The organism is Mesorhizobium sp. 8, assembly GCF_006351905.1.
GTDB classification, from domain to species: domain Bacteria; phylum Pseudomonadota; class Alphaproteobacteria; order Rhizobiales; family Rhizobiaceae; genus Mesorhizobium; species Mesorhizobium composti.
Genome location: NZ_CP040914.1, coordinates 1,575,283 through 1,602,282, shown reverse-complemented (window position 1 = coordinate 1,602,282; position 27,000 = coordinate 1,575,283). Strand labels below are relative to the sequence as shown.

Sequence of the window (27,000 nt, the reverse complement as noted above, 5' to 3'; positions counted from 1 at the left end):
CTACGCGAAGGGGACGGCGGCGGTGCCTTTCGGCAGTTTCGCCTCGTCGTCGGGTTCGACGTGGATGGTGATGCGCACCGAAGGGATTTCTGCTTTCAGCGCGTCCTCGATGCGGTCGCAGATGACGTGGCTTTCGCGCACCGGCATGTCGCCGTCGACGATCAGGTGGAACTCGATGAAAGTGGCGCGGCCGGCGATGCGGGTCTTGAGGTCGTGCACCTCGATGGCGCCCTTGGAATTGGTCGAGATGATATCGCGGATGCGCATGTTGTCGTGCAGGTCGACGGCGCGATCCATCAGGCCGTTCAGCGATGCGCCGATGACGTGCCAGCCCTGCCACAGGATGTTCAGGGCGACGATGACGGCCAGCGCCGGGTCGAGGATACGCCAGCCCGTCATCACCGCGCCGACGAGGCCGATGAAGACGCCGACCGAGGTGATGACGTCGGTCATGATGTGCTGGCCGTCGGCGACGAGGGCCGGCGAGCGCGCGTTGCGGCCGACGCGGATCAGCGTCCACGCCCAGGCCGCGTTGATGACGGTGGCGACGCCGTTGACGGCTAGGCCCTCCCAGGGCTGCTCCAGCGGCGCCGTATTGCGCCAAGTGCGCCAGACCTCGCTGAGGATCAGCAGGGCGGCCACGACGATCAGCACGCCCTCCAGTACGGCGGAGAAGTATTCCGCCTTGTGGTGGCCGAAGGGATGGTCCTCGTCGGCGGGCTTCTGGCTCACCCGGATGGCCCAGAAGGCGGCTGCGGCGGCGATCACGTTGACGGTAGATTCCAGCGCATCCGAATAGAGCGCGACCGAACCGGTGATCCACCACGCCACCGCCTTCAGGCCGAGCACGACGAAGGCGACGACGATCGACCAGAACGCGAGGGCGGCGATGCGCCGCTTCGCCGCTGCTCCTGCCAGGGGTATCGTCGCAGCCATGTCGGTCACTATGCCGCTTTTTCCTTCGCCTTGCGCGACAGGTGCGCCACCACGTTCTCGATCATGCGCATGCCGGCGTCGCCGCCCAGCGTCATGATCGATTCGGGATGGAATTGCACGGCGGCGACCGGTTCCTTGCGATGCTCGAAGGCCATGATGGTGCCGTCCTCGCTTTCCGCCGTCACTTCGAAGTCCGCCGGCAGCTTTGCCGGATCGGCGAAGATCGAATGATAGCGGCCGACGGTGACTTCCTTCGGCAGGCCGGAAAAGACGATGCCCGGCTTCGAGATCTTGATGCGCGAGGGCTTGCCGTGCATCGGCACGGCAAGCTGGCGCAACTCGCCGCCATAGGCTTCTGCCAGCGCCTGCAGGCCGAGGCAGACGCCGAAGATCGGCAACCGGCGCTCGCGCGCTTTCCTGATGGTGGCTGCGGTATCGAAATCCTTCGGCGTGCCGGGACCGGGAGAAAGCACGACAAGGTCGGGCTTCAGCCGGTCGAACAGGTCTTCCGGCACCGGCGAACGCACGGTGGAGACGTTGGCGCCGGTCTGGCGGAAGTAGTTGGCGAGCGTATGGACGAAGCTGTCCTCGTGGTCGACCAGCAGGACGGTGACGCCTTCGCCGACGCGCGCTGTGGCGCGCTCGGTGGTGGCGGCGTTGCCGGCTTTGGCGTCGCGGATGGCGGCAAGCATGGCGGATGCCTTCAGTTCGGTTTCGGCTTCCTCGTCCTCGGGGACGGAATCGAAGAGCAGCGTCGCGCCGGCGCGCACCTCGGCTATGCCGTCCTTGATGCGGATGGTGCGCAGCGTCAAGCCGGTATTCAGGTCGCCGTTGAAATGCACCATGCCGATGGCGCCGCCGTACCAGGCGCGCGGGCTCTTCTCGTTGTTCTCGATGAAGCGCATCGCCCACAGTTTCGGCGCGCCGGTGACAGTGACGGCCCAGGCATGGGTGAGGAAGGCGTCGAAGGCGTCCATGCCTTCGCGCAGCCGGCCCTCGATGTGGTCGACGGTGTGGATGAGGCGCGAATACATCTCGATCTGGCGGCGGCCGATGACGCGCACGGAGCCCGGCTCGCAAACCCGGCTCTTGTCGTTGCGGTCGACGTCCGAGCACATGGTGAGCTCGCTCTCGTCCTTCTTGGAGTTGAGCAGTTTCAGGATCTGCTCGTGATCCGAGATGGCGTCGTCGCCGCGCTTGATGGTGCCGGAGATCGGGCAGGTCTCGACGCGGCGACCGTTGACGCGCACGAACATCTCCGGCGAAGCGCCGACCAGGTATTCGTTCTCGCCGAGGTTGATGAAGAAGGAATAGGGCGAGGGATTGATGGTCTTCAGCCGCCGCGAAATGGCAGACGGTTCCGTCTCGCAGCGCTCGTAGAACATCTGGCCGGGCACGACTTCGAACAGGTCGCCGCGCTTGAAGCTGTCGAAGGCGCGCCGGACCAGATTGGCGTATTCGCCCGGCTCATGGTCGCCGCGCGGCGGGATGCGGTCGGACGGTTTGAACGGCTGGACAGCGCCGTCGCGCGGCAGGCCGGTTGTGGAAAAATCCTCGCCGGAATAGTCGTAGCGGTCGGTCCAGGCCTTCGCCGAATAGTGGTCGACGACGAGGATCTCGTCGGGCAGGTAAAGCACCAGGTCGCGCTGGCTCTCGGCCCGCTTGAGCTTGTAGGCGACCGGATCGAACTGGAAGGCGAGGTCGTAGCCGAAGGCGCCGTAAAGGCCGAGATTGGCGTCCTGATCGGTGTGGAACAGGGCGGTTACGGCACGCAGCACGGTAAAGACGGAAGGCGCGCGGCTGCGCTCCTCCTCGGCGTAGACATGGCCGGGCTCAGCGACCGTCAGCGCCAGCAATCGCTTCGTCGCATCGGTAAAGCCGACGGCCTTTTCCTTGCGCAGCACGCGCTCTATGGCGGGCAGCATGACCTCGCCGCGCCTGTTCAGCGCCTCGATCTTCATTGCGCGGCCGCGCGCCGAAATCACCAGCGGCGGATCGATGATGGCGGTGTCCCAGCGGGTGTAGCGGCCGGGATATTCGTAGTTGGAGGAAAAGACCGCGCCGCGCCGCGCATTGAGGCCTTCGAGATAGGCGTCGATGGCGCCGGCATAGGGTTTTTCGTGGCGTTCGCGGGTGATCGCGATGCCGCCGGCCGTGACGAATCGCTCACCGCCGTTTTCCAGGATTTCCACCGTCATTGCCGTCTCCTTGTTCCGCCGTGGAGGTCCGGAGGCGCCTGTGGAAACAAAAAGGCCGCCGGACTTCTCCTGCGGCCATCCCTGATTTTCACGCGCATGCGTTCGGCGGCCGCTGTCAGCAGGCCCACCACCAGATCGAGTTGATCGAACGAATGCTCATGGGTTTTCCTTAGCGGCGAACGCAGGGCAGGGCAAGAGATTTGATACGGGGCTGGCGGCTCCCTCCCCCTTGAGGGGAAGGTGGCACGCCGTAGGCCTGCCGGGAGGGTCGCCGCGGCAGTGCGCCAACATTTGTTCTTAGGCTGGAGTGGTTGAGGTTACCCCTCCCGACCCGCTGCGCGGGCCACCCTTGTATCTGCACGCAGGCAGGATTTGTGCGAGGAAAGCGACTGAGCCTCGAACCGGATGGCCATCCGGTTCGAGGCTTGGCGAAGTCGCCCGTACACCCTCCGGCCACAACCGCAGGGGAGCCAGGGATCTTCGCCTCGTCACGCACGACCGAATAGTCGCTTGGCTTCAACCGCACGCACAAGGCAGGTTACCGTGAGCAGGACCATTTGTGGAGTTGATGTTTCGAAAGACTGGCTCGACGCCCATGTCGAGCCAGGCGCGACGGCAGAGCGTTTCGGCAACGACGCGGCCGGCATTGCCGGGCTCGCCGGCTTCTGCCGGGACCATGGTGCCGAACTCGCCGTCATGGAGGCGTCGGGCGGCTATGAGCGGCTGGCTTTCCTGCTGCTGTGGCAGGCCGGCCAGCCCTGCGGTATCGTCAACGCGCGCAACGTGCGCTGTTTCGCTGAGGGGATTGGCTTCCTGGAGAAGACCGACCGGATCGACGCCGCCGTCATCGCCCGCTTCGCCGAAGCCAAGCAGATCATGCCGACGCCGCCGCCCAGCCCGGCGCAGGCGCGGCTCAAAGCTCTGATGGTCCGACTTTCCCAGCTCGGCGCCGACCTGACCGTCAACAAGCAGCGCAGGAGCGCGGCGGCCGATGCCGAGACGGTCGCAAGTCTCGAAGAGGTCATCGCGCTGCTCACGCGCCAGAGCCGCCGCATCGAGGGCGAGATCGCCTCGTTGATCGACGACGACCCGCTGTGGGCCAGGCTCGATCGGACCTTCCGCTCGATCAAGGGCGTGGCTTCGCGCACCGTGGCCCGCCTGCTTGCTCAATTGCCCGAAATCGGCATCCTTTCCAACAAGGCAATCGCCAAGCTCGCCGGGCTGGCGCCGATGGCCAACGACAGCGGCAGGCGTAGCGGCCGACGTCACCTGCGCGGTGGCCGCGCCGGGCCGCGCGGTGTGCTCTTTCTCATCGCCAGGCTCGCCGCCAAATACGACCCGCATCTCGCCGCCCTCCATCAGCGGCTGCAGGCCGCCGGAAAAGAGAAGATGGTCATCCGCATCGCGCTCGCCCGCAAGCTACTCGTCATCCTCAACGCAAAAGCACGCGACGCGCGCACCGAGTTCGCAAATGCAACTTGACACCTCAGATAGTCGCTCCCCTCAAGGGGAGGGAGCCGCCAGTGTCCTACGCCCGGATCTCCTGCCGCTGGAACGACACGTAGGCGATGGTGAACAGCACGATGAGAGCCGCGATCATGCCGGCGATCTGCGGCCAGACCAAAGCGAGGCTGGCCGACAGCGGCAAGGGCGCGCCCATCAGCGCCCCGCTCAGCTGCGAGGGAAAGAGCAGGCCGAGTGAGCGGGTGGCGGGGTTGAGCAGGGCAAGCGTCGCCTCGCCGTAAAGGACGTTCGGCGAGATGCGCGCCAGCCCCTGCTGCACGGCGATCTGGTGGACGGCCGTCATCGGGTTGAGAAGGTCGACGGGGGCGACGGCGCCGGCCACCAGCGGCGTCAGCATCGGCCAGAACACGGTGAAGACCAGCCACAGCGTCAGCGCGCACAGCGCCGAGGTCGCGGGCGACTTCACCAGCGTCGAGAAGGCCATCGCCACGGCCAGCCACACGCCGGCATAGACGAAGGAAGCGAACAGGAAGGCCAGCCCGCGCGCGATCTCCTCGCCGCCCGGCGGCAGGCCGAGCGACAGGATGCCGAGCCCGGTCACCAAAAGCCACAGCGTCAGCAGGCAGATGGCGATGACGATCAGGCCGCCGAGGAATTTTCCCGTCAGCAGCGCGTCGCGGTAGATCGGTTGCGATAGCACGCGCGACAGCGTGCGGCGGCTGTATTCGCCGTTGATGGCGTCGAAGCCGAGCGCGATCGCCACCAGCGGGATCAGGAAGCCGAGGAAGGAGACGAAGGAGGGCAAGGGCTGCTGCGCGGTGGTGAACAGGCGCAGGAACAGGAATTGGTCCTCGCCGATGGTCGCCTTGATCTGGCCGATCGCGGCATAGACCGAGCCGATGGCGGTGAGGGTCACCAGAAGCATCACGAGATGGATGCGAGCGGAATTCATGTGATCGGCAGCTTCCTTCAGCGCCACCGTCGACAGCCCGGCGAAGGGCGAGCCCTCACGCTGCCTGGTCATGGTCTTCTCCCTCGAAGAAATGCGCGTAGACCTCGTCGAGGCTGGACTGGCGGATGGTCATTCCGGAAAGCGCCCCACCGGCCTGCACCACGCGGCGGGCGATGTCGGCGCGCACGTCGGCATCGGCGTCGACGCGCCAGCGGCCGGCCCTCAGCGGCGTCACAGCGGCGATGTGGGGCGCGTCCTTCAGGACTGCCGCGAGGTCGATGCCGTCGGCCTCGACCTCGACCACATGCGTGCCGCCCAGCACGTCGGCGGTCAGGTCGGCCACCTTGCCGATCAGGCCGATGCGGCCACGGCTGAACAGGGCGACGCGGTCGCACAGCGACTGCATCATGGCCAGCAGATGCGAAGACAGCACGATGGTGACGCCGTCGGCGGCAAGTTCGCGGATGAGTTCCAGAAGTTCCTGAGTCGACTGCGGATCCAGCCCGGAGGTCGGCTCGTCGAGGATGGCGATCTCGGAGCCCTTGGCCAGCACTTCGGCGAGGCCGAGCCGCTGGCGCATGCCGCGCGAATAGGTCGCCACGCGCTTGCCGCGCACGTCGGAAAGCCGCACGCGCGCCAGTGCGTCGCTGATGCGCCTGTTGGCCTCGGCGGATGCAAGGCCGGCGAGCCGCGCCGAATAGGCAAGGTTCTCCTCGGCGCTCAGGTGATCGTAGAAGCCGATCTGGTCCGGCAGATAGCCGACGCGGCGCTTGACCGACAGCGGCTTGCGCAGGGGATCGAGCCCCAGCACGCGGATGGTGCCGGCGCTCGGTTCGGTGAGGCCGAGCAGGAGCAGGATCGTGGTGGTCTTGCCTGAGCCGTTCGGCCCGAGCAGGCCGAACACCTCCCCCTTGTTCACGGCAAGATCGATGCCGTCGACGGCGGTGAAGCGGCCATAGCGCTTGGTGAGGCCGCTGGCCTCGATGACGGGTGCTCCGGCGGCGCTCATCTGCGGCCATACCTGGCGACGGCGAAGCCCAGCACCAGCACGGCGATGCCGATGACGGCCAGCCCGGTGACGCCCCACAGCGTGGAGGTGCGCACGGTGACGCGGAAATTGGCGCTGTCGGAAGCGCCCGGCCCGTTGGCGCGGACTGAGACCATGTAGTCGCCGGCGATGGCCTGCTGCGAAGGCGTCATGGAGACGGCGACGCTGGCGTCCTGGCCCGGCTCGATGTCGTCCACCTTCTCGGGATTGAAGGCGACCTTCCAGCCGGACGGCGGGCTGGCGGAGAGAGCGACGTCGCGTGCCGGCGCCGAGCCCGAATTCCGCAAGGTGAAGGTGAAGGTTCGTTCCTGCCCGGCAGTGGCGTCGCCGGAAAGCCTGCCTTCGGGACCGGTGAGCGCGACGGTCGGGCGTCCGGTGATGTCGAGCATCAGCTTGGCATTGGCCGAAATGTCGCCGGCGGCGGCCGCCACTTCGACCGGATATTGACCGGCCTGGGCGCTGTCGGGCGGTTGGACGGAAACTTTCAGCTCCTTCGATTCGCCGGCCTTCAGCGGCAGGCTGGTCAGTTCCTGCGAGCCGTAGCCTTCCTTGAAGGTGACCTGGAAACCGTCCGGTGCCTTGGAAAGCAGGTTGACGGTGGTGTCCTCCTGGCCGTCGTTCTTGACGTCCACCTGATAGTCGAAGGCGGATTTGGCGGTGCCGCGCAGCGCCGGCAGCTTCGGCTCCATGGTGAGCTTGGCGGGTTCGGTTTTCGTCAGCGTCAGCGATAGCGGCAGGCTGAGCGACTGGCCGTCGCCCTTGCCGGTCAGCGCGAAGGCGACGGGCTTGTCGGCGTTCGCATCGGCTGGCGGGGTGAGCTTCAGCGTCAGGTCGACCGTGGAATCGGCCGCCGCGATCGCCGCGCGCACCGGTTTGCCGCCGCCGTCGATCTCCCAGCTCCAGCCGGCCGGCAATCCGTCGAGACCGAGGTCGATGCGCTGCGGCGGCAGGCCGTGGTTGGAAAGGGTGACGTCGACGGAGATGCTCTTGCCCGCCTGGGCGGAAAAATCCGGGTAGCGCGTGGTCAGCCACAGGCCGGCGGGCGCCTGTTGGGCGGCCGCAGCGCCGGCCGACTGGGCCCATACCGGCGGTGCCGTTGCGAGGCCGAGCCCGATGGCGACGACGGTCGCGGCAAGCAATTTCGAAGGGGTATTTAAAGACGAACGAAAGCGTGCAGGAACCACGCGTGCCTCCCCGCATAAAGTTGAAATCACATTTGTTTGCAAAGCCTTGGCGACTTCGTGCCGGGCGGAGGATGGACCGCTTTGTGGCACGAATGCGGCAAATTCCGTGCAAGCGTCATCCGCTCACGGAATTGTAAATCGCCGCGATTTCGCGTGAAGAAGCGCGTGTCGTCAGTCTTCCAGCGCGCCGGCGCGTGCGTCCGTGCTGCGCGCGCGACCCAGCAGCTTCACCAGATCGTCGCCGGCACGGGTGATGCGGTGCGAGCGGCGGGTGAGGATGGTGCCGTCCTGCGGCGCGAACACCTCGGCATGGCCGCCCTGCTCGCCGGGGCGGTGGACGACCGTCGCAAGGCGGTCGCCCTTCTTCACGCGGTCGCCCGGTTTGACGTCGTAGAGGACGGCGCCGGCCTGCGGCGCCGGCATCATGTCGATGTTTTCCAGCGGCGTGACCACGCCCTTGAAGGGGCCGGGCGCGGGCACGGACGGGTCGGCGACGACGCCGCGTGCCACCAGCAGGCGATAGAGGCCGGCGGCATCGCCTTCGGCTGTGGCGCGGTCGACATCGGCGACGCCGCGATATTCGACGGTTGTGACGACGACGCGGTCGAGCGGGCCGCCTGCCGCGAGATGCGGGTGGACGGAGGCCTCCTCGAAGGCGGCTCCGCTTTCGCCCTGCCACAGAAGCACGGCGGCCACGCCCATGGCTGCGGCACAGTCGGCCATGGCCGGCCAGAGTTCCGCCGGGACGTAGAGATAGGGCAGGCCTTCGTCGTCGCAATGCAGGTCGAGCACGATATCGTGGCCGAGCGACAGCGACAGCAGCCGCGCCTTCAGCTTCTGGTCCACGGTGGCGTGGGTGGTGTCCGGCAACAGGGCAGGGTCCGGCCGGTCCATCAGCGGAAAATCGCGGTTGAAGTTGACGCGGGTGCCGGAATGGAAGCGGCCCTGGTGGTCGCCGAACTGGTATTGCGCGCGGCCGATCGGATTGGCCCATGGCACGATGGTCAGCGCACCCAGGATGCGCCCTTCGGCCTCGGCCTTGAGAAGCATCGGCATCAGCGCGTCGATGGCGACGGTGCCCGGCAGTTCGCCGGCATGCAGCGCGGCTTGCAGATAGGCGCGGGGAGCGGCCTTGTCCGAGCCCTCGAAACGAAGAACCGGAAATTCGTAGGCAACGCCTTCGGTGTCGCCTTCAATACGCTCGACGGACTTCTTCATGGCGGCCTCCTGTTTGGCGGGAAGCCTTGCCCGTTTGTGAGGCTGGTGTCGAGTGGTCCAAAGGCGGGCTTTGTGCTGACCGCCCACCGAGTGACGATTGCGGGAGGCGGCTGGCCGCCTCCCGCTGCGGCAAAGTCAGTTCACGGCGGCGATGTTGCCGAGGCGCAGGAACAGCGTCTCGCCGGAGGAATCGTCGACGCCGTCATTGTCGGTGACGACGAAGGCGTTGCCTTCAGGATCGATGGTGAAGCCTTCCACCTTGTCGAGGACATAGCCGCTGGCGGCGGCCTTCAGGTCGGGCAGCAGATCGCGCACCAGCGTCTTTTCCACCACCGGCAACTCGCCGTCCAGCGGCGCTGGCTTGAAGGCGTCCATGGCCACCGCATAGAGCTTCTTGGTGCGGGCCAGATTGCCGATCTGGTTGTCACGCTCGATGACGTACAGCTTGCCATCGTGGGCGGTGATCTCCGACAGGCCCATCCAGCCGCCCTCCGGCTTGTCGAGCGGATAGCGCACCGCCGCCCATTGCTTCGATTTCGGCTTGTAGGCGAGCAGCTTGACCTGGCCCTTCGGATCGTCCTTCCATTCGCGCTGTATCGCCATCACCAGCGTACGGTCGTCGCCGTCGCCTATGGCGGTGACGCCTTCCAGGCCGAATCGGGTCTGTCCTGCGAGTAATTCAACGGGTAAGCCGATCTCTTCCTTGATTGCGCCTTTGCCGTCGACATGCAGCAGCGCATGCGGAACGAGCTTGGCCGCGTCGCCTTCGTTGGCAAGCCAGAAGCCGCCGTCGCCGTCGCCGGTGATGCCTTCGATGTCGAGCTTCTGCGCCGGGGCCCCGTCGCGCGTGACGAAGATCTTTGCGGCGATCAGCGCCGGCGTCCTGGCTGCGTCGACCGTGAAGATGGCCGGCGCGTTGCGGTAGAAGGAGTCCGACACGGCATAGAGCGTGCCGGGTTTGTCCGGGTCGGCGAACAGGCCGGACAGCGCGCCCCAGCCGATCGGCAGGCCGGCATCGTCATTGGCCGAGAGGATCATCGGATAGGCGGCAGGCGCTTCCGTGCGCTCATAGATCATGACATGCGAGCGGGCGAGGCCGTCCTCACCGAGATCGGTCTCGTTGGCGGTGACCAGCAGGTTGCGCTGCGGGATCGCCACCAGCCCTTCCGGGCCGATGCCGGAGGGCAGGAGCTGGAGGAACTGCGGGTCGGCGTCGCCGATCCTGTAGACGCCGACGACGGAAGCGCGCTCGGCGGCAACGAACAGCAGCTTGTCGTCGCCGAAGGCGGCGAACTCCAGCCCTTCCAGCTCGACGCCCTTCTTGTTGCGCTTGTCGGGATAGTGGCCGGCGCGGGCAATCTCGTGCTCGAAGGACGGACCGGATTCGTAAAGCACTTCGCCCTTCCTGGAAAAGACGGTGAAGCCGCGCGTGCCGCCCTTCCAGTCGCCCTCATTGGCGACGGCGAGACGGTCATTGTCCAGCCACTTAACCGCATCGGGCTCGCGCGGCGTGGGCTCGACCTTGCCGGTGAAGGACAGCGCGCCGTCCTTCCTGGTGTCGACGTTCTCCAGCGCGACGGAGCCGGCGGAGAAATGCGCCGTCACCTTGCCGCTGGCGGCATCAACGATGGCGATGTGGTTGTTTTCCTGCAGCGTGACGGCGATCTCGCCGGCTTCGTTGAAGGCGACGAACTCCGGTTCCGGGTCCTCCGGCGCCACTTCGGCGAGGCCGGTGAGATCGACCGTGCGGATCGTGGCGCAATCAGGCGTGCCGTCTTTGAGAGCGACGATCTTCAGGTTGCCGGCCGGCATCTGCGGGAGCGCGCCGTCGTTCAGGTCCTCGTCGCGTTCGTTCTCGACGGCGACGGCGAGCCAGGCCTTGTCCTTGCTGACGGCGACCGAGTCCGGCTGGCCGCCGAGATCGCAGGAGGCTTCTATCGCCTTTGTGGCGATGTCCACGACGCGAAGCTGGCCGGACGGATTGACCTTGCTCTCGGAGGTGTTGACGGCAACCAGAACCTTGCCGCCGGCAATCACGACCGAGGTCGGCTCGCCATCCATCTTGATCGAACCACCCGCCTTGGGCGCCTTCGGGTCGGTGATGTCGATGAAGCCGATACCGCCATAGGGGCTGTCGGAATAAACCAGCGTGTTGCCGTCTTCCGATGCGGAAATGATCTCGGACGAGGTGGCGGTCCCGGCGTCCGCGTCCTTCGGCAGGTTGTCGGCGACCGCGAAGGTGGCGACACGGCTGAACATCATGTCGGCATGGGCGGGCACGGCCGGGACGGCGAGCGCGGCGGCCAGCGCGAGCAGGCTTGGCTTGATGGACATCGAAAATCCCTCTCGATTGAAACAGCTTGCATTGCGCAAGCGATGTTGCAGCCGCATGAAGGGATTGTGAAAGTTTGCTGACAGTTCACCGTAGCCGTGCGGTCCCTTCTGGACCGGCACGGTTTGATGGGCGAAGCTGCAACAGGCGAGGCAGGATACGCGCATGGCGAAGACCGAACGCGAGAAGATGGCGGTGGGCGAATGGTATGCCTGCGTCGACGATGAACTCGACGCGCTCAGAACGGCGGCGCAGACGGCAGTGTTCGAGCACAATTCGCTGCCGCCCATAGTGCGCGGCGACATCGGGCCGGCCTTGCGGGCCCTGCTCGGCTCGGACGGCGAGAGCGCCCGCATCGAGGCGCCGTTCTACTGTCCCTACGGGTTCAACATCTTTCTCGGCCGGCGAACCTTCGTGAACGCCGGCTGCACCGTTCTCGACACGGCGCCGGTCCGGATCGGGGACGGCACGATGATCGGTCCTTCGGTGCAGATCTATTGCGCGGATCATCACCGGACCGTCGAAGGCCGTCGCGCCGGACTTGAGATCGCGCGGCCGGTCACGGTGGGCAACGACGTCTGGATTGGCGGCGGTGCGATCATTCTCGGCGGCGTGACCATCGGCGACGGCGCCATCGTCGGCGCAGGAGCCGTGGTGACGCGCGACGTGCCGGCGGGCGCGACGGTGGCCGGCAATCCGGCGCGGCCAATCGAACGACGGTAGAGCGCGGGCGAGGCAAAGGCCGCGGCATTGCCGCCGCGGCCTGTGCTGCGGATGAGGATATCGTCAGGCCGTCAGGATGGCCACGATCTCCAGGCTGTCGGGATCGACGATGACGATCCGGCCGTCGGCCAGTACGAAATACTCGTAGCTCTCATAAGCTGGCACGATCTTGACGATGCGGGCGGGCAGGCGATGCAGATGCACATGGCGCGGCACCGCCGTGCCGACCGTTATCTCGAAATCGATCTTGGAGACGGGCTCCACCTTTGCATCATGGATCACGTTGACAATCTGGGTTTTCTGCTCGACCGTCACATTGCTGATCGAAGCCGTCGAGTTCTTGTCGGTTGTAGTTGAGCTTTGGCCCTGCGCTTCATTCGTGGTCGTGCTGCCGCTGCTCTGCCCGGACTGCTGCTCTGTCTGCCCTGTCGAGCCTTCGGCCTTGTTGGTCGTGCCGGAAGACCCTTCGGCGGCGGTGCCGGATCCTGCCTGTCCTGTCCCGGTCTTACCCTCAGCCTGTGTGTTGTTCTGCCCGGTGTCCGAGCCCTGGGCGGCCTTGCCGGACTTCTCTTCCGACTTTCCTTGCGCGGTCGTTCCTCCGCTCGCGTCGTTGCAGTCGGTCGCGCCAGCCGGGCAGGCGCTGCCGCTCTTGCCCTGTGCCGATCGTTTTTCCGTCGTCGACGCCTTGCCCTGGCTCTGCTGCTCGGTGTCGCCGTTGGCCGAGCCCTGGGCTTTGCGTTCGGTGGTGCTGCTCGTGCTGCCCTCGGTCTTGCTGCCGGCACCCGACTGCGACCCTGAGCAATCGGCGCTGCCCACTGTGCAATTGGTCATTCCGGACTGGCCGGTGGACTCGCCCGAAGGCTGGCTCTGCGCGAGCGCTACGCTGGACGCAACGCCAAGGCCGAGCACCAACATGCTCTTGATGACAATCTGTTTCATCGGAATCTCCTTGGATTGTGGTCCCTCGTCGTCCCAATCCTCCTCTTCGGCCTTTGTTCCGGGGTTCGCTAATATGGCCGATCACGAATGTTTGCAGCCGCCGCCCAAAACAAAACCCCGCCGGCGGGGCGGGGTTCTGACCTCCAAGTCCTGGAAAATCGGGGCTCGCCCCGGCTTTTGCCTCAGCTCAGGCCTTCGATGTTGCCGTCGTCGTTGAGGAAGATGTTTTCCGACGAGGGTTTGGAGGGGAGGCCGGGCATCGTCATGATCTCGCCGCAGATGACGACGACGAAACCGGCGCCGGCGGCGAGGCGCACCTCACGCACCGGCACGGTGTGGCCGGTCGGGGCGCCGCGCAGGTTCGGGTCGGTCGAGAAGGAATACTGCGTCTTGGCCATGCACACCGGCAGGTTGCCGTAGCCGGCCTTCTCCCAACCGTGGAGCTGGTCGCGCACCGACTTGTCGGCGATCGCCTCCGAACCGCGATAGACGCGCTGGACGATGGTGTTGACCTTCTCGAACAGCGGCATCTCGTCGGGATAGAGCGGCGCGAACTGCGAGGCGCCGGATTCGGCAAGCTGCACCACCTTGTGCGCCAGTTCCTCGATGCCGGCGGAACCCTGCGCCCAGTGCTTGCACAGGATCGCCTCGGCGCCGAGCCCCTTGACGTAGGCTTTCAGCGCCTCGATCTCGGCATCGGTGTCGGAATGGAAGTGGTTGATCGCCACCACCACCGGCACGCCGAACTGATGCACGTTCTCGATGTGGCGGCCGAGGTTCGGGCAGCCTTTCTTCACTGCCTCGACATTCTCGCCGCCGAGGTCTTCCTTCTTGACGCCGCCGTTCATCTTCATGGCACGCACGGTGGCGACGATGACGGCCGCCGCCGGCTTGAGGCCCGCCTTGCGACACTTGATGTCGAAGAACTTTTCCGCGCCGAGGTCGGCGCCGAAACCGGCTTCCGTCACCACGTAGTCGGCGAGCTTGAGAGCGGTGGTGGTGGCCATCACCGAGTTGCAGCCATGGGCGATGTTGGCGAACGGGCCGCCATGGACGAAGGCCGGGTTGTTCTCCAGCGTTTGCACGAGGTTCGGCTGGATGGCGTCCTTCAGCAGCACGGCCATGGCGCGATGGGCCTTGACGTCGCGGGCGTAGACCGGCGTCTTGTCACGGCGGTAGGCGATGATGATGTCGCCGAGGCGCTTTTCGAGGTCCTTCAGGTCGCGCGACAGGCACAGGATCGCCATCACCTCGGAGGCGACGGTGATGTCGAAGCCGGCTTCGCGCGGATAGCCGTTTGCGACGCCGCCGAGCGAGCAGACGATTTCGCGCAGCGCCCGGTCGTTCATGTCCATGACGCGGCGCCAGGTAACGCGGCGGGTGTCGATGCCGAGTTCGTTACCCCAATAGATGTGGTTGTCGATCAGCGCCGACAGAAGGTTGTGGGCGGTGGTGATGGCGTGGAAGTCGCCGGTGAAATGCAGGTTCATGTCGTCCATCGGCACGACCTGAGCGTAGCCGCCGCCGGCAGCACCGCCCTTCATGCCGAAGTTCGGGCCGAGGGACGCTTCGCGGATGCAGATGATCGCCTTCTTGCCGATGCGGTTCAGGCCGTCGCCGAGGCCGACGGTTGTGGTGGTCTTGCCTTCGCCGGCCGGCGTCGGGTTGATGGCGGTGACGAGGATCAGCTTGCCGTCCTCGTTCTTCTGCACCGACTTGATGAAGTCGGCCGAGATCTTCGCCTTGTCGTGGCCGTAGGGAACCATCTGTTCAGCTGGAATGCCGAACTTGGCGCCGATCTCCAGGATCGGCTTCTTCTTGGCGGCGCGCGCGATTGCGATGTCGGATTTCACTTCGGCCATGACGGCGCTCCCATTGTTCGTCGTTCGGCGAGGATGGCGACGCACCCTTCAGGCCGCGCATAGAAGCGCGAGCGGACGCGCTCGCGCAATCTCAAAACAGGCGCGCAATGCGCGAAAAACGACAGGCTTCGTCCGCTACCTGTCGAGGATGGACCGCAGCTCGACGATGTTCGAACGCACCTGCAGCAGGTTGAAGCCCATGGTGGCGAGGTGCGAGGGGAAGAACGCGCTCGACTCGTTGCCGTTGGAGATGATCCAGGGCTGGACGTCGAGCGAAGCGCGCAACTGGCTTTCCATCCGGTCCCACAGGGTCTTCAGGTTGCGTTCGGCGATCACGTTGGCGAAATCGGACTGCGTGGCCGTCAGGATGCCGTAGTAGGCGTAGAGCTGGCCGTAGGCGAACCAGAAGCGGTCGTCGGCGCGCGGGTCGAACCAGCCGGCATCGGAGGCCTCGATGCGGGCGCGCAGGATGTCCGAGGTCGAGCCGATGTCGGAGGCGATGCGGTCGAGGAACAGCAACAGGTTGTCGGCGCGCGGGTCGAACGTGGCGCGACATTGCTCCAGGCTGGTGTTGAAGGCGCGCAGGTCCGCGATGGCCTCGCGGTAGACGCTGGGCGTCGGGCGGGTCGGGCCGCGCCAGCCGATGTACCAGGCGGTCTCGTCCCAGGCCAGCGCGGTGCGCGCCTTCTGCAGGTTCTCGTCGATCTGCGAGGTGCCGCGCACGCGGCCCAGCGTGTCGACGAGTTCGGTCGTCGTGCGCCGCAGAACCTGGTTGATGCCGAGCTGGAAGGCGGCCTTGTTGTCGAAGAAGGGGGTGCGGCGCCAGTCCAGACCGAACAGACCGGCTTTCGACAGGAGCGTGGAGGATATCCACGCATTCTGGTTGACGTTGAAATCGACCAGATCGGCGGCGACGGCGGCGATTGCCGAAGGCTTGCAGCTTGTCGGCTGGGATGTGGCCGCCTGGCCCTGGACGTTGCTTGCCGGCTGCACCGGCTCGCCTGCGCCCGTGGCACCGGCGGCCGCGACTTCGGCGGCCGGATAGTCCGGATTGAAGCCGTTCCACCATTGGGTGATGTAGAAGAAGCGGGCGTAGAAACCCAGGACGACCAGGATGACGAGGCCGATGACAGCCCTGAGAATCCAGCCGCGCTGCGTGTACCAGCGGCCCGCCCACATGAAGGGCCACAGGATGATGCCGATGACGAAGCCGATGCCGCGGCCGATCCACTGGAAGATGCGGGTGAAGAAGGTCACGATCGGATCGAGCATGGCATCCCCCTCGTCAGGTCAGTCGGTCAGGCCGTAGAGGCGGGCGCGGAAGCCAGCCTTGTCCTTGAGATATGTGGTTTTCAGCACGTCCACAACATGCGAGCGCCAGGCTTGCGAAAAACCTTCGTAGTCGCGGTAGAAGCCCTGCTTGTTGAAGATGTAGCGGGAGACGAAATCGGCGGGCACGAAATCGGAGATCAGCCGGTTGGTCAGCCAGGCGTCGGGATGGTCGGGCCGGGCGCGCACCACCAGGAAGCGCTGTTGTGGGGCGATGTCCTCGATCCGCAACTGACCCAGCAGGTTGATCTCGCGCTTGGCGGCGTTGAGGAACGGGAAATTGCCGTCCCTGGCGATCAGGTCGGCGTGGCCGTGAATCCAGGTCTGCAGCCAGATCTTGTCGACGTCCGACAGGTTGCGGTCTGGTTCGGCGTCACGGATCAGGCCGCGCACGATCATCTCGGCGCGATGTTCGAGATAGCCCGACTGCTCGATCCACGAGGCGCGCGGCAGCTCGATGCGGCCGGTCGAGGCGATGAACTGAAACACGGCGTCGGCGTCGCGGATCGACAGGTAGCTGACCTGCCAGGGCCGCGAACGGCGGAAACCGGGTGCTGCGGGATCGGAAATCACCGTCGTCACGTCCGGGTCGATGAAGACGTACAGGCCGCCGAAATGGGACGTCCAGTAGGCGTTGTGGCGGAAGATGACCTGATCCGGCACCAGCGCGTTCTCGCGGATGTCGCCGCACACCTTGGCCAGTTCCACCATGCGCTTCAGCATGGCGTCGTCGCGCCAGGCGTCGGGTTCCTGCTTCAACCGGTCGACCATCTTGCCGAGTTCGGCCGCCTTGCCGAGAACGTCCTCGGCCGAGAGAACCTTGAACTCGACCTGGTTGATCGACAGAAGGTCCTCGATATCCTCGACCCTGGAGACGGAATCCTCGATCTCGCCGTAGATGACGTCCTTGATGGTCAGCGCGTCGATGGCGCGCTGGTTCTTGGTCATGAACTCGAACATCAGCTGCGAGGTGTTGGAAAAAGCGGTATGCACCACCGGCAGGCTGATCTGCGCAGGCGTCAGGATGATGAAGCGGCGGTTGACCTTGTTGGGGTCGAGATAGTCGGCGCCGCATTCCTCGGCGATCTCCGGCGAAAAGCCGGTGCGGTCGATCTGGAAGGATTTCAGCTTCGTCGGCTTCAGGCCGAAGGCGGTCATCGCCTTGTTGTAGCGCTCGATCAGATGCGGCTCGTCCACCGTGAGCAGGCGACCGAAGATGAGGTCGTTGTCGCGCAGCAGGGGGAATTTGCTCATCTTCCTTCTCCCCGTTCACGGGGAGAAGGTGCCCGAAGGGCGGATGAGGGGCTGCGCCGACTTTTGCAAAGTTGCTCCGATGGCAGGAATTTCAAATCGGGTGCAATGATCTTGCTAGTCATGTTTCCGCTGAGCGCTGCCAAAATCGTATCGAGCACGCTGCGTCGATCCTTCAAGACATCTATATGCCACACGCGCAGCACCGACCAACCGTTGCCGTTCATCGTTTCATCTCTGTATCGGTCGCGGCGTTGATCCGCATGCTGGCTACCATCAACCTCCACCACGAGGTTCGCGTCACGGCAGGCGAAATCCGCAAAGTACGGTCCTATCGGCAGCTGCCTGACGAACTTGAAACCATTGAGCCGTCGGCCGCGCAATTCATGCCAAAGTTTCTCTTCCGCATCATTCTCCACGTGGCGCAGTTGTCGGGCTCTCGCCACCTTTGGTTCATTTCCTCCACGCATTGCGCCGCCCCTCATCCGCCCTTCGGGCACCTTCTCCCTGTGAACGGGGAGAAGGAAGATCAATTCCACAGCCCCTTCTTCTTCATCTCCTCCATCTCGCGTGCCGCGCGCTCGCGCAGCCTTGCGTCACGCAGCATCTTTTCCACCGCCGCGTCGTCGGAGCGGTCGGAGTAGCGGAACTCGGAATCGGCGTAGCGGTTGATCTCCTGCATGACCATGTCCATGTCGAACGGTCCACGCAGGTCCTCGATCATGGCTTTCTTGTCGTCATAGCTCTTGTGCATGAACGTCTCAGGCTTCTCGAACCAGTCGTCCGGCAGTTCGATGTCCATCGCCCGCATCTTGATGGCGTCGGTGACGTTCTTGATGGCGCGGCCGGTGAAGCGCGGTTCGGCCTCCTTGATGAGGTGCAGGTAGTTGCCGATGTCGGCCATGGTCTTGGGCTGGCCAACCTCCTTGACGAAACGGTCGTAGACTTTCCTCAAGCCGTCCTCATGCGGCTTGGCGTAGGAGCCGTATTCCTCAGCGACGGCGCGCTGGATTTCCTGCGCGGCGTAGAGCTTGTGGTCGCCCAGCGGGATTTCATGATTCTTTCCAGCAAGAAGCACGAAAATGTCGATGTAGTCGTCGAGCGTCTGCGGCCCGTCGACCAGCCAGCGGGCGCCGGCGCGCTGGCGCAGCGCGTCGTCGACGTTCTCGGGATAATTGGAGAACATGCCGAAGGAGCAGTTGCCGCGCACCACGGTGGAGGCGCCGGCGAAGGCGTCCATGAGTACGCCGGTGATCTCCTGCTGGCCGGCGGAGGCGCGGTCGTCGGAACGCTTGGCGGCCACCTGGTCGATGTCGTCGATAGTGCCGAAGCCGATGGCGCGCGGGTTGAGCACATCGTCGATGAACTGGCGGCAGTTCTGGCCGGATTTGCCCTGATATGAGGAAATCTGGTCGACGCCGAAATTCTCGTAGACGAAGGGGTAGCCGGCGACCTTGCAGTAATTGTCGAGCAGGCCGGCGATCATCTGGATCAGCGTCGTCTTGCCGGTGCCGGGCGCGCCGTCGCCGATGAAGGTGAAGAGGAAACCGCCCAGTTCCACGAACGGATTCAACTGCCGATCGAAGTCGTAGGCCATCAGCATCTTGGCGAGCTTCACCGACTGATACTTGGCGATGTGGTTGCCGACGACCTCTTCCGGCTTCTTGAAGGTCATCACCAGCGGCTTGGATTTCTTGCCCGGTGCGACGTCGAAGCCGTCGAGGGTGAAATCGTCCGCGTCGATGCGGATGTGGGTGTTCTCGAAGGAGCCAAGCGTGCCGTCGAAGCGCGCCTTGCGCTGGAGCAGGCCGTCGATGGCCGTGCGGGCGAAGGCGCGGGCGCGGGTCGCGAGATCGGCGTCGTCCTTGGCGCCGGCAATAGCGCTGTCCAGTCCCGCGATCAGCGCCTTCACCGCGTCCTGCGGCGTGTCGAACAGGAAATCGGGCTCGGCCACGTCGTTCGGCGCCTCGCCGTCGGCGTCGATCAGCTGGAACAGATAGGCCGCGAGCGCGAAGGCGGCGATGCAGCCGGAGGCGGTGAGCAGCTTCTTGAAGCTTGCGGCCTCGTCGCCTTGCAAAGGTGCGCGCGCGTTCTTCGCCTGCAGGCTTTCGAGGTCGGTGCCTTCGGCGAAGGTGTCGCTGACCGCAAGCGCGATCTGGATGCCGCGGCGGGCGCGGTAGAGCAGGGTGTGCTGTGGGATGGTCAAAAGCTGGTCGTCCGGGTGGACGGCCTGCACGGTCCTGGAAAGCTCGACCTCGCGCGTGCGGCGCACCGAGCCGACCGATACCGTCGAGACGAAGCGGCGGTTGGTGCCGGCCAGCGCGGTACCGGATTCGCGTGACGGGTCCTCCAGCACGACGACGCGAGTGATAAAGCTCTGCGCCGTGGCGCGATGCTTCTCGATCGCCGCTTCGGGAATGGTGGTCAGGCCGGTGTCCATTCAATCCCTCCGCTCGGGCTTAAACATCGCTGATCACCTGTCCGTTCGACAGGATATGCACCTTGTAGCCCGCAAAGGTCTTGTCAGCCTCGCCGGCGGCGTAGAGCGCCTGATAGGCCTCGTGCGGCACCAGCGCGTGGTTCTCGTAGGAGGAGACGCCCTGGCGGGTGGCTTCCAGGTCGGCGGTGTCGATGAAGAATTCTTCCTGCGCCGGCTGGCTCGACCACAGGCCCTTGCGGCCCGGCGTTTCGCCCTTGGAATAGACTTCCTGGATGGTCCAGGTCAGCAGCCAGGCGTTTTCGGGCTTGCGCACCTTGGACAGCACTTCCTGCACCGTCGAATTGTTCTCGGTGATGCCGGCCGAATAGAACGGCCCCAGCACGACGCGGCGCAACTGCTTGGGATGCAGGTCGGGAAAATCCTTGTCCAGGTTCATGGCGATCGTCAGCGGCGACAGCGAATAGGCCGAGTTCTTCTCGGTGTAGTCGTCGAAGCGGTGGGCGAGATCGGGATTGAGCAGACCGTCGACGGGAAGCGGAATGTCGACCTTGTCGTTCAGCTTGCCGCCCCTGGTGACCAGTTGGTCGACCATCGCCTCGGAAGAGTCCTCCACCGTTACCATGTAGACCAGTGGCAGGTTGGCGCTGCCGTCGAACGTCGCCCAATGGACGAGGTAGTAGGGGCGGCCGGTCTTGGGATTGACCGAGACCTTGGCGGTCTGCGCCAGCGTGAAGGGGCCGAAGGTCTGTTTGCTCTTGACGTCTTCCAGATAGAGCCTCTCGGCCATCGACTTCTGCAAGGCGGCCGGGAATTCCTTGTGGCGCAGGATGAAGTCGGCCATCTCCGCGCGCAGTTCGTCGGGCAGGGGAATGCCGGCAAGGCGCTGGTCGGCCGAGCGGCGGTCGTTCTCCAGTTCCAGGACGGTCTGGAAGACGGGATAGCCGCTTTCGGCGCGCGAGATGCGGAACGTGTCCTGGAAGCCCAGCCGGTTGCGCCAGCAGGCGAAGGATTTGTCCAGCCGGGCGATGTATTCGGCAACGATTTTCGCCACGATGCCGTGCCGGTAGAGCGGCGAGCGGTCGTCGCGCATGAAGATCTCGAGGCCGGACAGCGCCGCCGTGATGACGGTGAAATAGCGCTCGGCTGGATCGTCGGCAGGGGTCATGAGGAAGGGTGCGCGCCGGCTACGACTGCTGCACGTAGTCCGCGGCGTTGTGCTTCCTCAACACCTCCTCGAAGCGGCGGGCGAAGGCGTCGTCGGCCAGCTTCTTGCGGCGCTGGATGTCGGCCGACGCCACCATGTTCTTCTCGTGCAGTTCGAGCAGGTCGCCGATGTGCTTCTGCGAGGCGGCGCCGATGCCGGCCATCGTCTCTTCCGCCGTGGTGTCGACCTTGGAGCCCAGCGTGTTGATCTTGTGCGCCACGTCCTGCTGGGCGGCGGTCTTCAACGAGTCCTCCAGCGCCTTGTAAAGCACGATGCGCTGCTCGGTATCGATGGTCAGCTTGTTGATGAGCGTCGACTGGGCGGCGATCTGGTTGTTGAGCGAATCGACGAAGGTCTGGAACATCGAGGTGTAGCGTTCCAGCGTCTGGCTCTCGGCCAGCAGCTCCTGCTCCTTGGCCTGTTTCTCGTTGTATTCGGTCGCCATCTTGGAGCGCTCGCCTTCCAGCTTGGTGCGCTCGGTCTGGCTGGTGGAGGAGGCGATCTTGTTTTCGATGTCGAGCAGCAGCGGGTTCAGTTCCTCGATGCGCTTCTGTGTCGCCGTCAGGTTCTCGATGGTCGCCTTGCGGCGCTCGATCACCTGGCCGAGGCTGGTCTCGGAGGTCTTGTAGCGCTGGTCGAGGATGCCCTTCTGCGCCTTCAGGATGCCGACGATGGTGTCGGACTTGGAGAGCAACTCCTGCAGGTTGCCGGCCAGCGACATATTGCGCACACGGTCGGAGCGCATGCGCTGCTGGCGCTGCTTGGAGAAGATGCCGATGAACTTTTCCCAGCCGGTGTAGTTCTTCATCGACTCGAACTCGGCGCCGAAGACGTTGGTGGCGTCTTCCAGGCCGATGATCAGGTCGGCGATGTTGCCTTCCATCACCTTCTGCTGTTTCAGCACGTCCTCGATACGGGCGTTCTCGATGTCGAAATTGGCATCGCCGATCTTCTTGTCGGCCTTGGCCAGCGTGTCGAGCACGGTGCCCGACTGGTCGATCCTGGAGCGCATGTCCTCGACGACCTGCTTGGTCTTCGCGATCTCGGCATCGAAATTCTGCAACGTCGCCATGGTATCTCTCCGTTGGACCCATCACCCCGCGCGCGGCGCGCAGCGGCGAATATATGTGTCGCTTTTGGGGAAGGGAAGGCAGAAGAGTGTGCCGGCAGCCCCGGTCTTCCGGCCTTGCGGAAGCAACCGGGCCTGCCCGATCAGGCGAATCAGGTCCGCGGCGTGGAAGGCGCGGCGGCGGAAGCGGCCGGCCGGCGCGGCGGCGGGGCCTTCTTCGGCGGCGCGGCGATCAGCCCTTCGCGGATGGCGAGCTTGCGTGCCGCCTTGCGGTTGCGCCGCACGGCTTCGCCCTTTTCGCGGGCGCGGCGCTCGGAAGGCTTCTCGTAGGCGCGGCGCGCCTTCATCTCGCGGAAGACGCCTTCACGCTGCAATTTCTTTTTCAGGACCCTCATGGCCTGTTCGATGTTGTTGTCGCGTACAAGTACCTGCAATGGACTTCCTTCTGTCGTTTGTGTTGAAAATAGCGGCAACCGGCCGCGAAACCGCGACCGCGCCTGACCCGACATATAGGGTGACGGCACCCCTTCTAACAGGTTGTGCGCACAATGCACCCCCGAATGTCCGCGAACGGATCACGGGTTTCGGGCGTGTCAGGGCGAGACGAAGCCGATGAAATCGTCGGCCTCGAAGCGGCCCATTTCCTCCTCCCAGTGGCGGCGGCAGAGCGAGACGTAGATGTCCTTGCCGATCGCCACCTGCTCGCCCTGTCTGGCCACCTTGCCGTCGGCGCCGAGGCGCACCACCATCGTCGCCTTGCGGCCGCAGCGGCAGATGGTGCGCACCTCGCGCAGATCGTCGGCAATCGCCAGCAGCGCGCGCGAGCCGGTGAAGAGGTTGCCCTGGAAGTCGGTGCGCAGGCCGTAGCACATGACCGGGATGCCCAGCCGGTCGGCGACGCGGGCAAGCTGCCAGACCTGCTCCTCTTCCAGAAACTGCGCCTCGTCGACGAAGACGCAGTGCACGGTGGTGTGCTCGTGATGGTCGGCGATACGGGCATAGAGATCGTCGCCGTCGCGGAACATCTCGGCTTCCGATTCCAGCCCGATGCGCGAGGAGATCAGGCCGGTGTCGCCATGCCGGTAGTGGCCGGCAACGAACAGCATCGTCGTCATGCCGCTTTCGCGATAGTTGTAGGACGCCTGCAAAAGCATGGTCGTCTTGCCGGCGTTCATCGTCGCGTAGTGGAAGTAGAGCTTGGCCATCCGTTCTTTTAAGCCGAACTGCTTGCGGGCGGGGAGGGGCGGGCGGGCGCCATCCACCAAAAACGAAACCCGAAAACGAAACCCGAAAAACGAAACACAGTGTCGCTGATCGACCAGAGCGCGCCGCCGCCGGTCATGTGTTGGTGCTTGAACCCAAACGAAAATGATGTTTGGCTTGGCAAAAGCCGAGGGAGACGCTTCGGCTGTGCGTACCGCGAAGGTCCGCTGCCGGGCCGCAATGGGAGGAATACATGTCGCGTATGAAAGCAATCGTCGCCGGCCTCGGCCTGGCGACTTTTTTGTCCACGGGCGCCGCCTTTGCCGGTGACGCCGACAGCTGCAAGACGGTGCGCCTTTCCGACGTCGGCTGGACCGACATCCAGGCGACCACGGGCGTCGCCTCGGTGCTGCTCACCGCGCTCGGCTACGAGCCGCAGGTCATCCAGCTCTCGGTGCCGGTCACCTATGCCTCGCTGAAGAACAAGGACCTCGACGTCTTCCTCGGCAACTGGATGCCGTCGATGACCAACGACATCAAGGACTACACCGCCGACGGTTCGGTCGAGACGATCAGCGAGAACCTGACAGGCGCCGGCTACGGCATCGTCGTGCCGACCTATGTGGCGGACGCCGGCGTCAAGACGCTGACCGACATCGGCAAGTTCGCCGACAAGTTCGACCACAAGATCTACGGCATCGAGGCCGGCAACGACGGCAACCGCATCATCCTCGACATGATCAAGAACCCGGCCGACAACCTCGCCGGCTTCGAACTGGTCGAATCCTCCGAGGCCGGCATGCTCACGCAGGCCGAGCAGTCGATGAAGAACAACGAGTGGATCGCCTTCCTCGGCTGGACCCCGCATCCGGTGATGGGCGCCATGAAGATCACCTATCTCGACGGCATGGGCGATTCCGGCTTCGGCGCGGCGACCGTCAGCACCAACGTGCGCAAGGGCTATCTCGAGGAGTGCCCGAACGTCGGCAAGTTCGTCAAGAACCTCAAGTTCAATCTCGACATGGAAGGCGAGATGATGGACGCCATCCTGAAGGGCGGCGACGCCAATACGGTCGCGACCGACTATCTCAAGAAGCATCCGGACGTGGTCGGCCCATGGCTCGACGGGGTCACCGCTTTCGACGGCAGCGACGCGGCCGCGGCGGTCAAGACCGCGCTGGGCGGCTGAACCGGCATGCCTGCTGGGTGATCCGAAAAAGGGGGCGGCTCGCGGTCGGGCCGCCCCTTTTCGTTTCGCGCGAAGCCAAAGCGCATCGCGATCTTCCGGATTCGCCTCGTGCGCTTTGGATTCCTGATTTTTCGCATGTCTTTTTCCCGAAAACCGGTTCCCACGTTCGGGAGACATGCTTTAGGTTTTGATTCAACGCATGGCCCTGTCCCGGCTCGGTTCCCGTTTTGGGGAAACATGCGTTGACCGCCGCCCGGTGCCATGGGTGGGAGGACGTATGAGGGGAGCGTGATGGATCCGGTTTCGAAATTCCTGACGGAATGGAAAATTCCCATCGGGCGGTGGGGAAAAGACTTCTTCACCTTCCTCACCGACAATTTCGACACCGTCTTCCGCGGCTTCTCGCGCGGCCTGAATTTCGTGCTCGGCGGCGCGGTGGATCTGCTGCTGACGGTGCCGCCGGTGCTGCTGGCCTTCGTGATCGCCTTGCTTGCCTGGTTCCTGCAACGCTCCAAGCCGCTGGCGATCGGCGTCTTCGTCGGCCTGATCTTCATCCTCAACCAGAACCTCTGGAAGCAGACGGTCGAGACGCTGGTGCTGGTGGTGGCGGCGACGTTCTTTTCGATGCTGATCGGCGTGCCGCTCGGCATCTGGGCCGGCCACAAGCCCAAGGTCTACCGCGTCATGCAGCCGATCCTCGACATGATGCAGACGCTGCCGACCTTCGTCTATCTGATCCCGGTGCTCACCCTGTTCGGCCTCGGCAACGCGCCGGGCCTCGTCGTCACCATCATCTTCGTCATCCCGACGGCGGTCAGGCTTACCCATCTCGGCATCACTTCGGTGCCCAAGGCGATCATCGAGGCCGGCGAGGCGTTCGGCGCGACAAAGAGGCAGCTTCTGTGGAAGGTCGAGCTGCCGTCCGCGCTGCCGACCATCATGGCGGGGCTGACCCAGTCGATCATGCTGTCGCTGTCGATGGTGGTGTTCGCGGCCCTGATCGGCGCCGGCGGCCTCGGCACCGAGATCAACCGGGCGCTGGGCTCTCGCCGCATCGACCTCGGTCTTGAATCCGGGCTTGCCATCGTGGTGCTCGCGATCGTGCTCGACCGCATGACGCGCATCGGCGTGGGAGGCAAGAAATGAACGTCGCGGTCGATTTCAAGAACGTCGATATCATCTTCGGCTCCGACCCGCGCGCGGCGCTGGCGATGGTGGATGCGGGCGCCACGCGCGCCGAAATCCTCGAAAAGACCGGCAACGTGCTGGGCTGCGCGGGGGCCAACCTCACCGTCCACGAGGGCGAGATTTCGGTGCTGATGGGCCTGTCCGGCTCGGGCAAGTCGACGCTGTTGCGCGCGGTCAACCGGCTGAACATCGTCAGCCGCGGGCAGGTGCTGGTGAAGGACGGCGACAGAAGCGTCGACGTCGTCTCCTGCGACGACGCCACCTTGCGGCGGCTGCGCCAGAAGCAGGTGGCGATGGTGTTCCAGCAGTTCGGCCTGTTGCCATGGCGGACGGTGGAGGAGAATGTTGGCTTCGGGCTGGAACTGGCCGGCGTGCCGGATGCCGAGCGCAAGGAGCGCGTGGCGCGTCAGCTGAAGCTGGTCAATCTCGACCAGTGGGCGAAGAAATACGCGCACGAGCTTTCCGGCGGCATGCAGCAGCGTGTCGGGCTGGCGCGCGCCTTCGCCACGGAAGCGCCGATCCTGCTCATGGACGAGCCGTTCTCGGCGCTCGACCCGCTGATCCGCACCAAGTTGCAGGACGAGTTGCTGCAACTGCAATCGGAGCTGAAGAAGACCATCGTCTTCGTCAGCCACGATCTGGAGGAAGCACTGAAGATCGGCTCCCACATCACCATCATGGAGGGCGGGCGTATCGTTCAGACCGGCGCGCCCGAGGATATCGTGCTTCGGCCCGCCAATGACTACGTGCGCGAATTCATCGCCAACGTGAACCCGCTGTCGGTGCTGACCGCCTGGAACGTCATGCGCGCCCAGCATGAACTGGAGAAGGACGGCGACGGCTGGATCTGGCTCGACCGGCGCCAGACGACCCGCTTCCGGCTGGACGAGCACGGCCTGGTAGCGGCGGCCGAGCGCGAGGGCAGGCCGGTCGACTGGGTGTCCTGCGAGGATATAGAGCAGCGGCCGTCGGACGACGGCCAGGTGTTCTGGGCGACGCCCGGCACCTCGCTCAAGACGGTGATGCTGGCCATCCATCGCTCGCAGACCGCGCCGGTGGCGCTGTTCGACGACCAGTCGCGCTTCGTCGGCGCCATCGGGGTGAGGGACGTGCTGTCGGCTGTGCTGCGGCGGTGACAGCTATCCTCGCCCCGTTTACGGGGAGAGGATTCCAGCAGGCAGGTGAGGGGCGGCGCCAAGTTCTGCGATGTTGGCGCTGCCCCTCATCCGTCACTTCGTGACACCTTCTCCCCGTGAACGGGGAGAAGGAAA

The 27,000-nt window shown here is 64.9% G+C and carries 22 protein-coding genes; 5 read left to right on the top strand and 17 right to left on the bottom strand.

Annotated features, from left to right (window positions below; all coding sequences use genetic code 11):
• Both FGU64_RS07600 and FGU64_RS07595 read right to left on the bottom strand, forming a co-directional pair.
• Positions 1–936 carry a cation diffusion facilitator family transporter gene (locus FGU64_RS07600; RefSeq protein ID WP_139955297.1) on the bottom strand — a complete coding sequence of 312 codons (936 nt, stop codon included), beginning with the start codon at positions 934–936 and terminating at the stop codon, positions 1–3.
• A gap of 8 nt (positions 937–944) precedes the next feature.
• Positions 945–3,134 (bottom strand): anthranilate synthase, encoded by a 2,190-nt coding sequence (locus tag FGU64_RS07595; protein ID WP_136359046.1) that lies wholly within the window; start codon positions 3,132–3,134, stop codon positions 945–947.
• A gap of 543 nt (positions 3,135–3,677) precedes the next feature.
• On the opposite strand from FGU64_RS07595, the gene FGU64_RS07590 reads away from it, so the two are divergent.
• The gene (locus tag FGU64_RS07590) at positions 3,678–4,616 is read left to right on the top strand and encodes an IS110 family transposase (protein ID WP_139951930.1); all 939 of its coding nucleotides are present in this window, start codon (positions 3,678–3,680) and stop codon (positions 4,614–4,616) included.
• Positions 4,617–4,662: 46 nt separating this feature from the next.
• On the opposite strand, the gene FGU64_RS07585 is transcribed toward FGU64_RS07590, so the two are convergent.
• From FGU64_RS07585 to FGU64_RS07565, 5 genes are all read right to left on the bottom strand, one after another.
• A complete protein-coding gene (locus tag FGU64_RS07585) occupies positions 4,663–5,622 on the bottom strand; it encodes an ABC transporter permease (protein WP_139951928.1) in 960 nt (319 codons plus the stop codon).
• Positions 5,606–6,559, bottom strand: coding sequence for an ABC transporter ATP-binding protein (locus FGU64_RS07580; protein ID WP_139951926.1), 954 nt, complete (start codon positions 6,557–6,559; stop codon positions 5,606–5,608). Before FGU64_RS07580 ends, FGU64_RS07585 begins: the two co-directional genes overlap by 17 nt.
• Entirely contained in the window at positions 6,556–7,737 is a 1,182-nt protein-coding gene (locus FGU64_RS07575) for an NEW3 domain-containing protein (RefSeq protein ID WP_230978801.1), read from the bottom strand. The genes FGU64_RS07580 and FGU64_RS07575 overlap by 4 nt, the downstream gene beginning before the upstream one ends.
• Before the next feature lie 216 nt (positions 7,738–7,953).
• Positions 7,954–9,000 (bottom strand): succinylglutamate desuccinylase/aspartoacylase family protein, encoded by a 1,047-nt coding sequence (locus FGU64_RS07570; protein ID WP_139951925.1) that lies wholly within the window; start codon positions 8,998–9,000, stop codon positions 7,954–7,956.
• Positions 9,001–9,135: 135 nt separating this feature from the next.
• Positions 9,136–11,334 (bottom strand): esterase-like activity of phytase family protein, encoded by a 2,199-nt coding sequence (locus FGU64_RS07565; protein ID WP_139951923.1) that lies wholly within the window; start codon positions 11,332–11,334, stop codon positions 9,136–9,138.
• A gap of 163 nt (positions 11,335–11,497) precedes the next feature.
• Between FGU64_RS07565 and FGU64_RS07560 the strand changes: the two genes are divergently transcribed.
• Complete coding sequence (locus tag FGU64_RS07560) at positions 11,498–12,055, top strand: sugar O-acetyltransferase (RefSeq protein WP_139951921.1); 558 nt, start codon at positions 11,498–11,500, stop codon at positions 12,053–12,055.
• Between the two features lie 63 nt (positions 12,056–12,118).
• Here FGU64_RS07560 and FGU64_RS07555 read toward each other — a convergent pair whose 3' ends face one another.
• The 10 genes from FGU64_RS07555 to FGU64_RS07510 all read right to left on the bottom strand — a co-directional run bounded on the left by FGU64_RS07555 (position 12,119) and on the right by FGU64_RS07510 (position 23,354).
• Positions 12,119–12,994, bottom strand: coding sequence for a DUF1236 domain-containing protein (locus tag FGU64_RS07555; RefSeq protein ID WP_139951919.1), 876 nt, complete (start codon positions 12,992–12,994; stop codon positions 12,119–12,121).
• Positions 12,995–13,176: 182 nt separating this feature from the next.
• Positions 13,177–14,856 (bottom strand): formate--tetrahydrofolate ligase, encoded by a 1,680-nt coding sequence (locus FGU64_RS07550; protein WP_139951917.1) that lies wholly within the window; start codon positions 14,854–14,856, stop codon positions 13,177–13,179.
• A 135-nt stretch (positions 14,857–14,991) separates the two neighbouring features.
• Positions 14,992–16,128, bottom strand: coding sequence for a DUF2333 family protein (locus FGU64_RS07545; protein ID WP_136359029.1), 1,137 nt, complete (start codon positions 16,126–16,128; stop codon positions 14,992–14,994).
• A gap of 18 nt (positions 16,129–16,146) precedes the next feature.
• Positions 16,147–17,439, bottom strand: coding sequence for a DUF6638 family protein (locus tag FGU64_RS07540; protein WP_139951914.1), 1,293 nt, complete (start codon positions 17,437–17,439; stop codon positions 16,147–16,149).
• Positions 17,436–17,906: a DUF559 domain-containing protein gene (locus FGU64_RS07535; protein WP_139955296.1), complete on the bottom strand. Its 471-nt coding sequence runs from the start codon at positions 17,904–17,906 to the stop codon at positions 17,436–17,438. Before FGU64_RS07535 ends, FGU64_RS07540 begins: the two co-directional genes overlap by 4 nt.
• Before the next feature lie 59 nt (positions 17,907–17,965).
• A complete protein-coding gene (locus FGU64_RS07530) occupies positions 17,966–19,876 on the bottom strand; it encodes an ATP-binding protein (protein ID WP_139951911.1) in 1,911 nt (636 codons plus the stop codon).
• A gap of 19 nt (positions 19,877–19,895) precedes the next feature.
• Entirely contained in the window at positions 19,896–21,041 is a 1,146-nt protein-coding gene (locus tag FGU64_RS07525; RefSeq protein ID WP_139951908.1) for a hypothetical protein, read from the bottom strand.
• A gap of 19 nt (positions 21,042–21,060) precedes the next feature.
• Positions 21,061–22,152, bottom strand: coding sequence for a hypothetical protein (locus FGU64_RS07520; protein ID WP_139951905.1), 1,092 nt, complete (start codon positions 22,150–22,152; stop codon positions 21,061–21,063).
• A gap of 149 nt (positions 22,153–22,301) precedes the next feature.
• Positions 22,302–22,583 (bottom strand): 30S ribosomal protein S21, encoded by a 282-nt coding sequence (gene rpsU, locus FGU64_RS07515; RefSeq protein ID WP_180375650.1) that lies wholly within the window; start codon positions 22,581–22,583, stop codon positions 22,302–22,304.
• A 159-nt stretch (positions 22,584–22,742) separates the two neighbouring features.
• Positions 22,743–23,354, bottom strand: a complete 612-nt coding sequence (locus FGU64_RS07510; protein ID WP_136359015.1) for a thymidine kinase — start codon at positions 23,352–23,354, stop codon at positions 22,743–22,745.
• Between the two features lie 251 nt (positions 23,355–23,605).
• On the opposite strand from FGU64_RS07510, the gene FGU64_RS07505 reads away from it, so the two are divergent.
• The 3 genes from FGU64_RS07505 to choV all read left to right on the top strand — a co-directional run bounded on the left by FGU64_RS07505 (position 23,606) and on the right by choV (position 26,865).
• On the top strand, positions 23,606–24,541 hold the full coding sequence (locus tag FGU64_RS07505) for a choline ABC transporter substrate-binding protein (RefSeq protein WP_139951902.1): 936 nt from the start codon (positions 23,606–23,608) through the stop codon (positions 24,539–24,541).
• A 291-nt stretch (positions 24,542–24,832) separates the two neighbouring features.
• Positions 24,833–25,687, top strand: a complete 855-nt coding sequence (choW, locus tag FGU64_RS07500; protein WP_139951899.1) for a choline ABC transporter permease subunit — start codon at positions 24,833–24,835, stop codon at positions 25,685–25,687.
• Positions 25,684–26,865 carry a choline ABC transporter ATP-binding protein gene (gene choV / locus FGU64_RS07495; protein ID WP_139951896.1) on the top strand — a complete coding sequence of 394 codons (1,182 nt, stop codon included), beginning with the start codon at positions 25,684–25,686 and terminating at the stop codon, positions 26,863–26,865. Before choW ends, choV begins: the two co-directional genes overlap by 4 nt.
• Positions 26,866–27,000 lie beyond the last annotated feature (135 nt).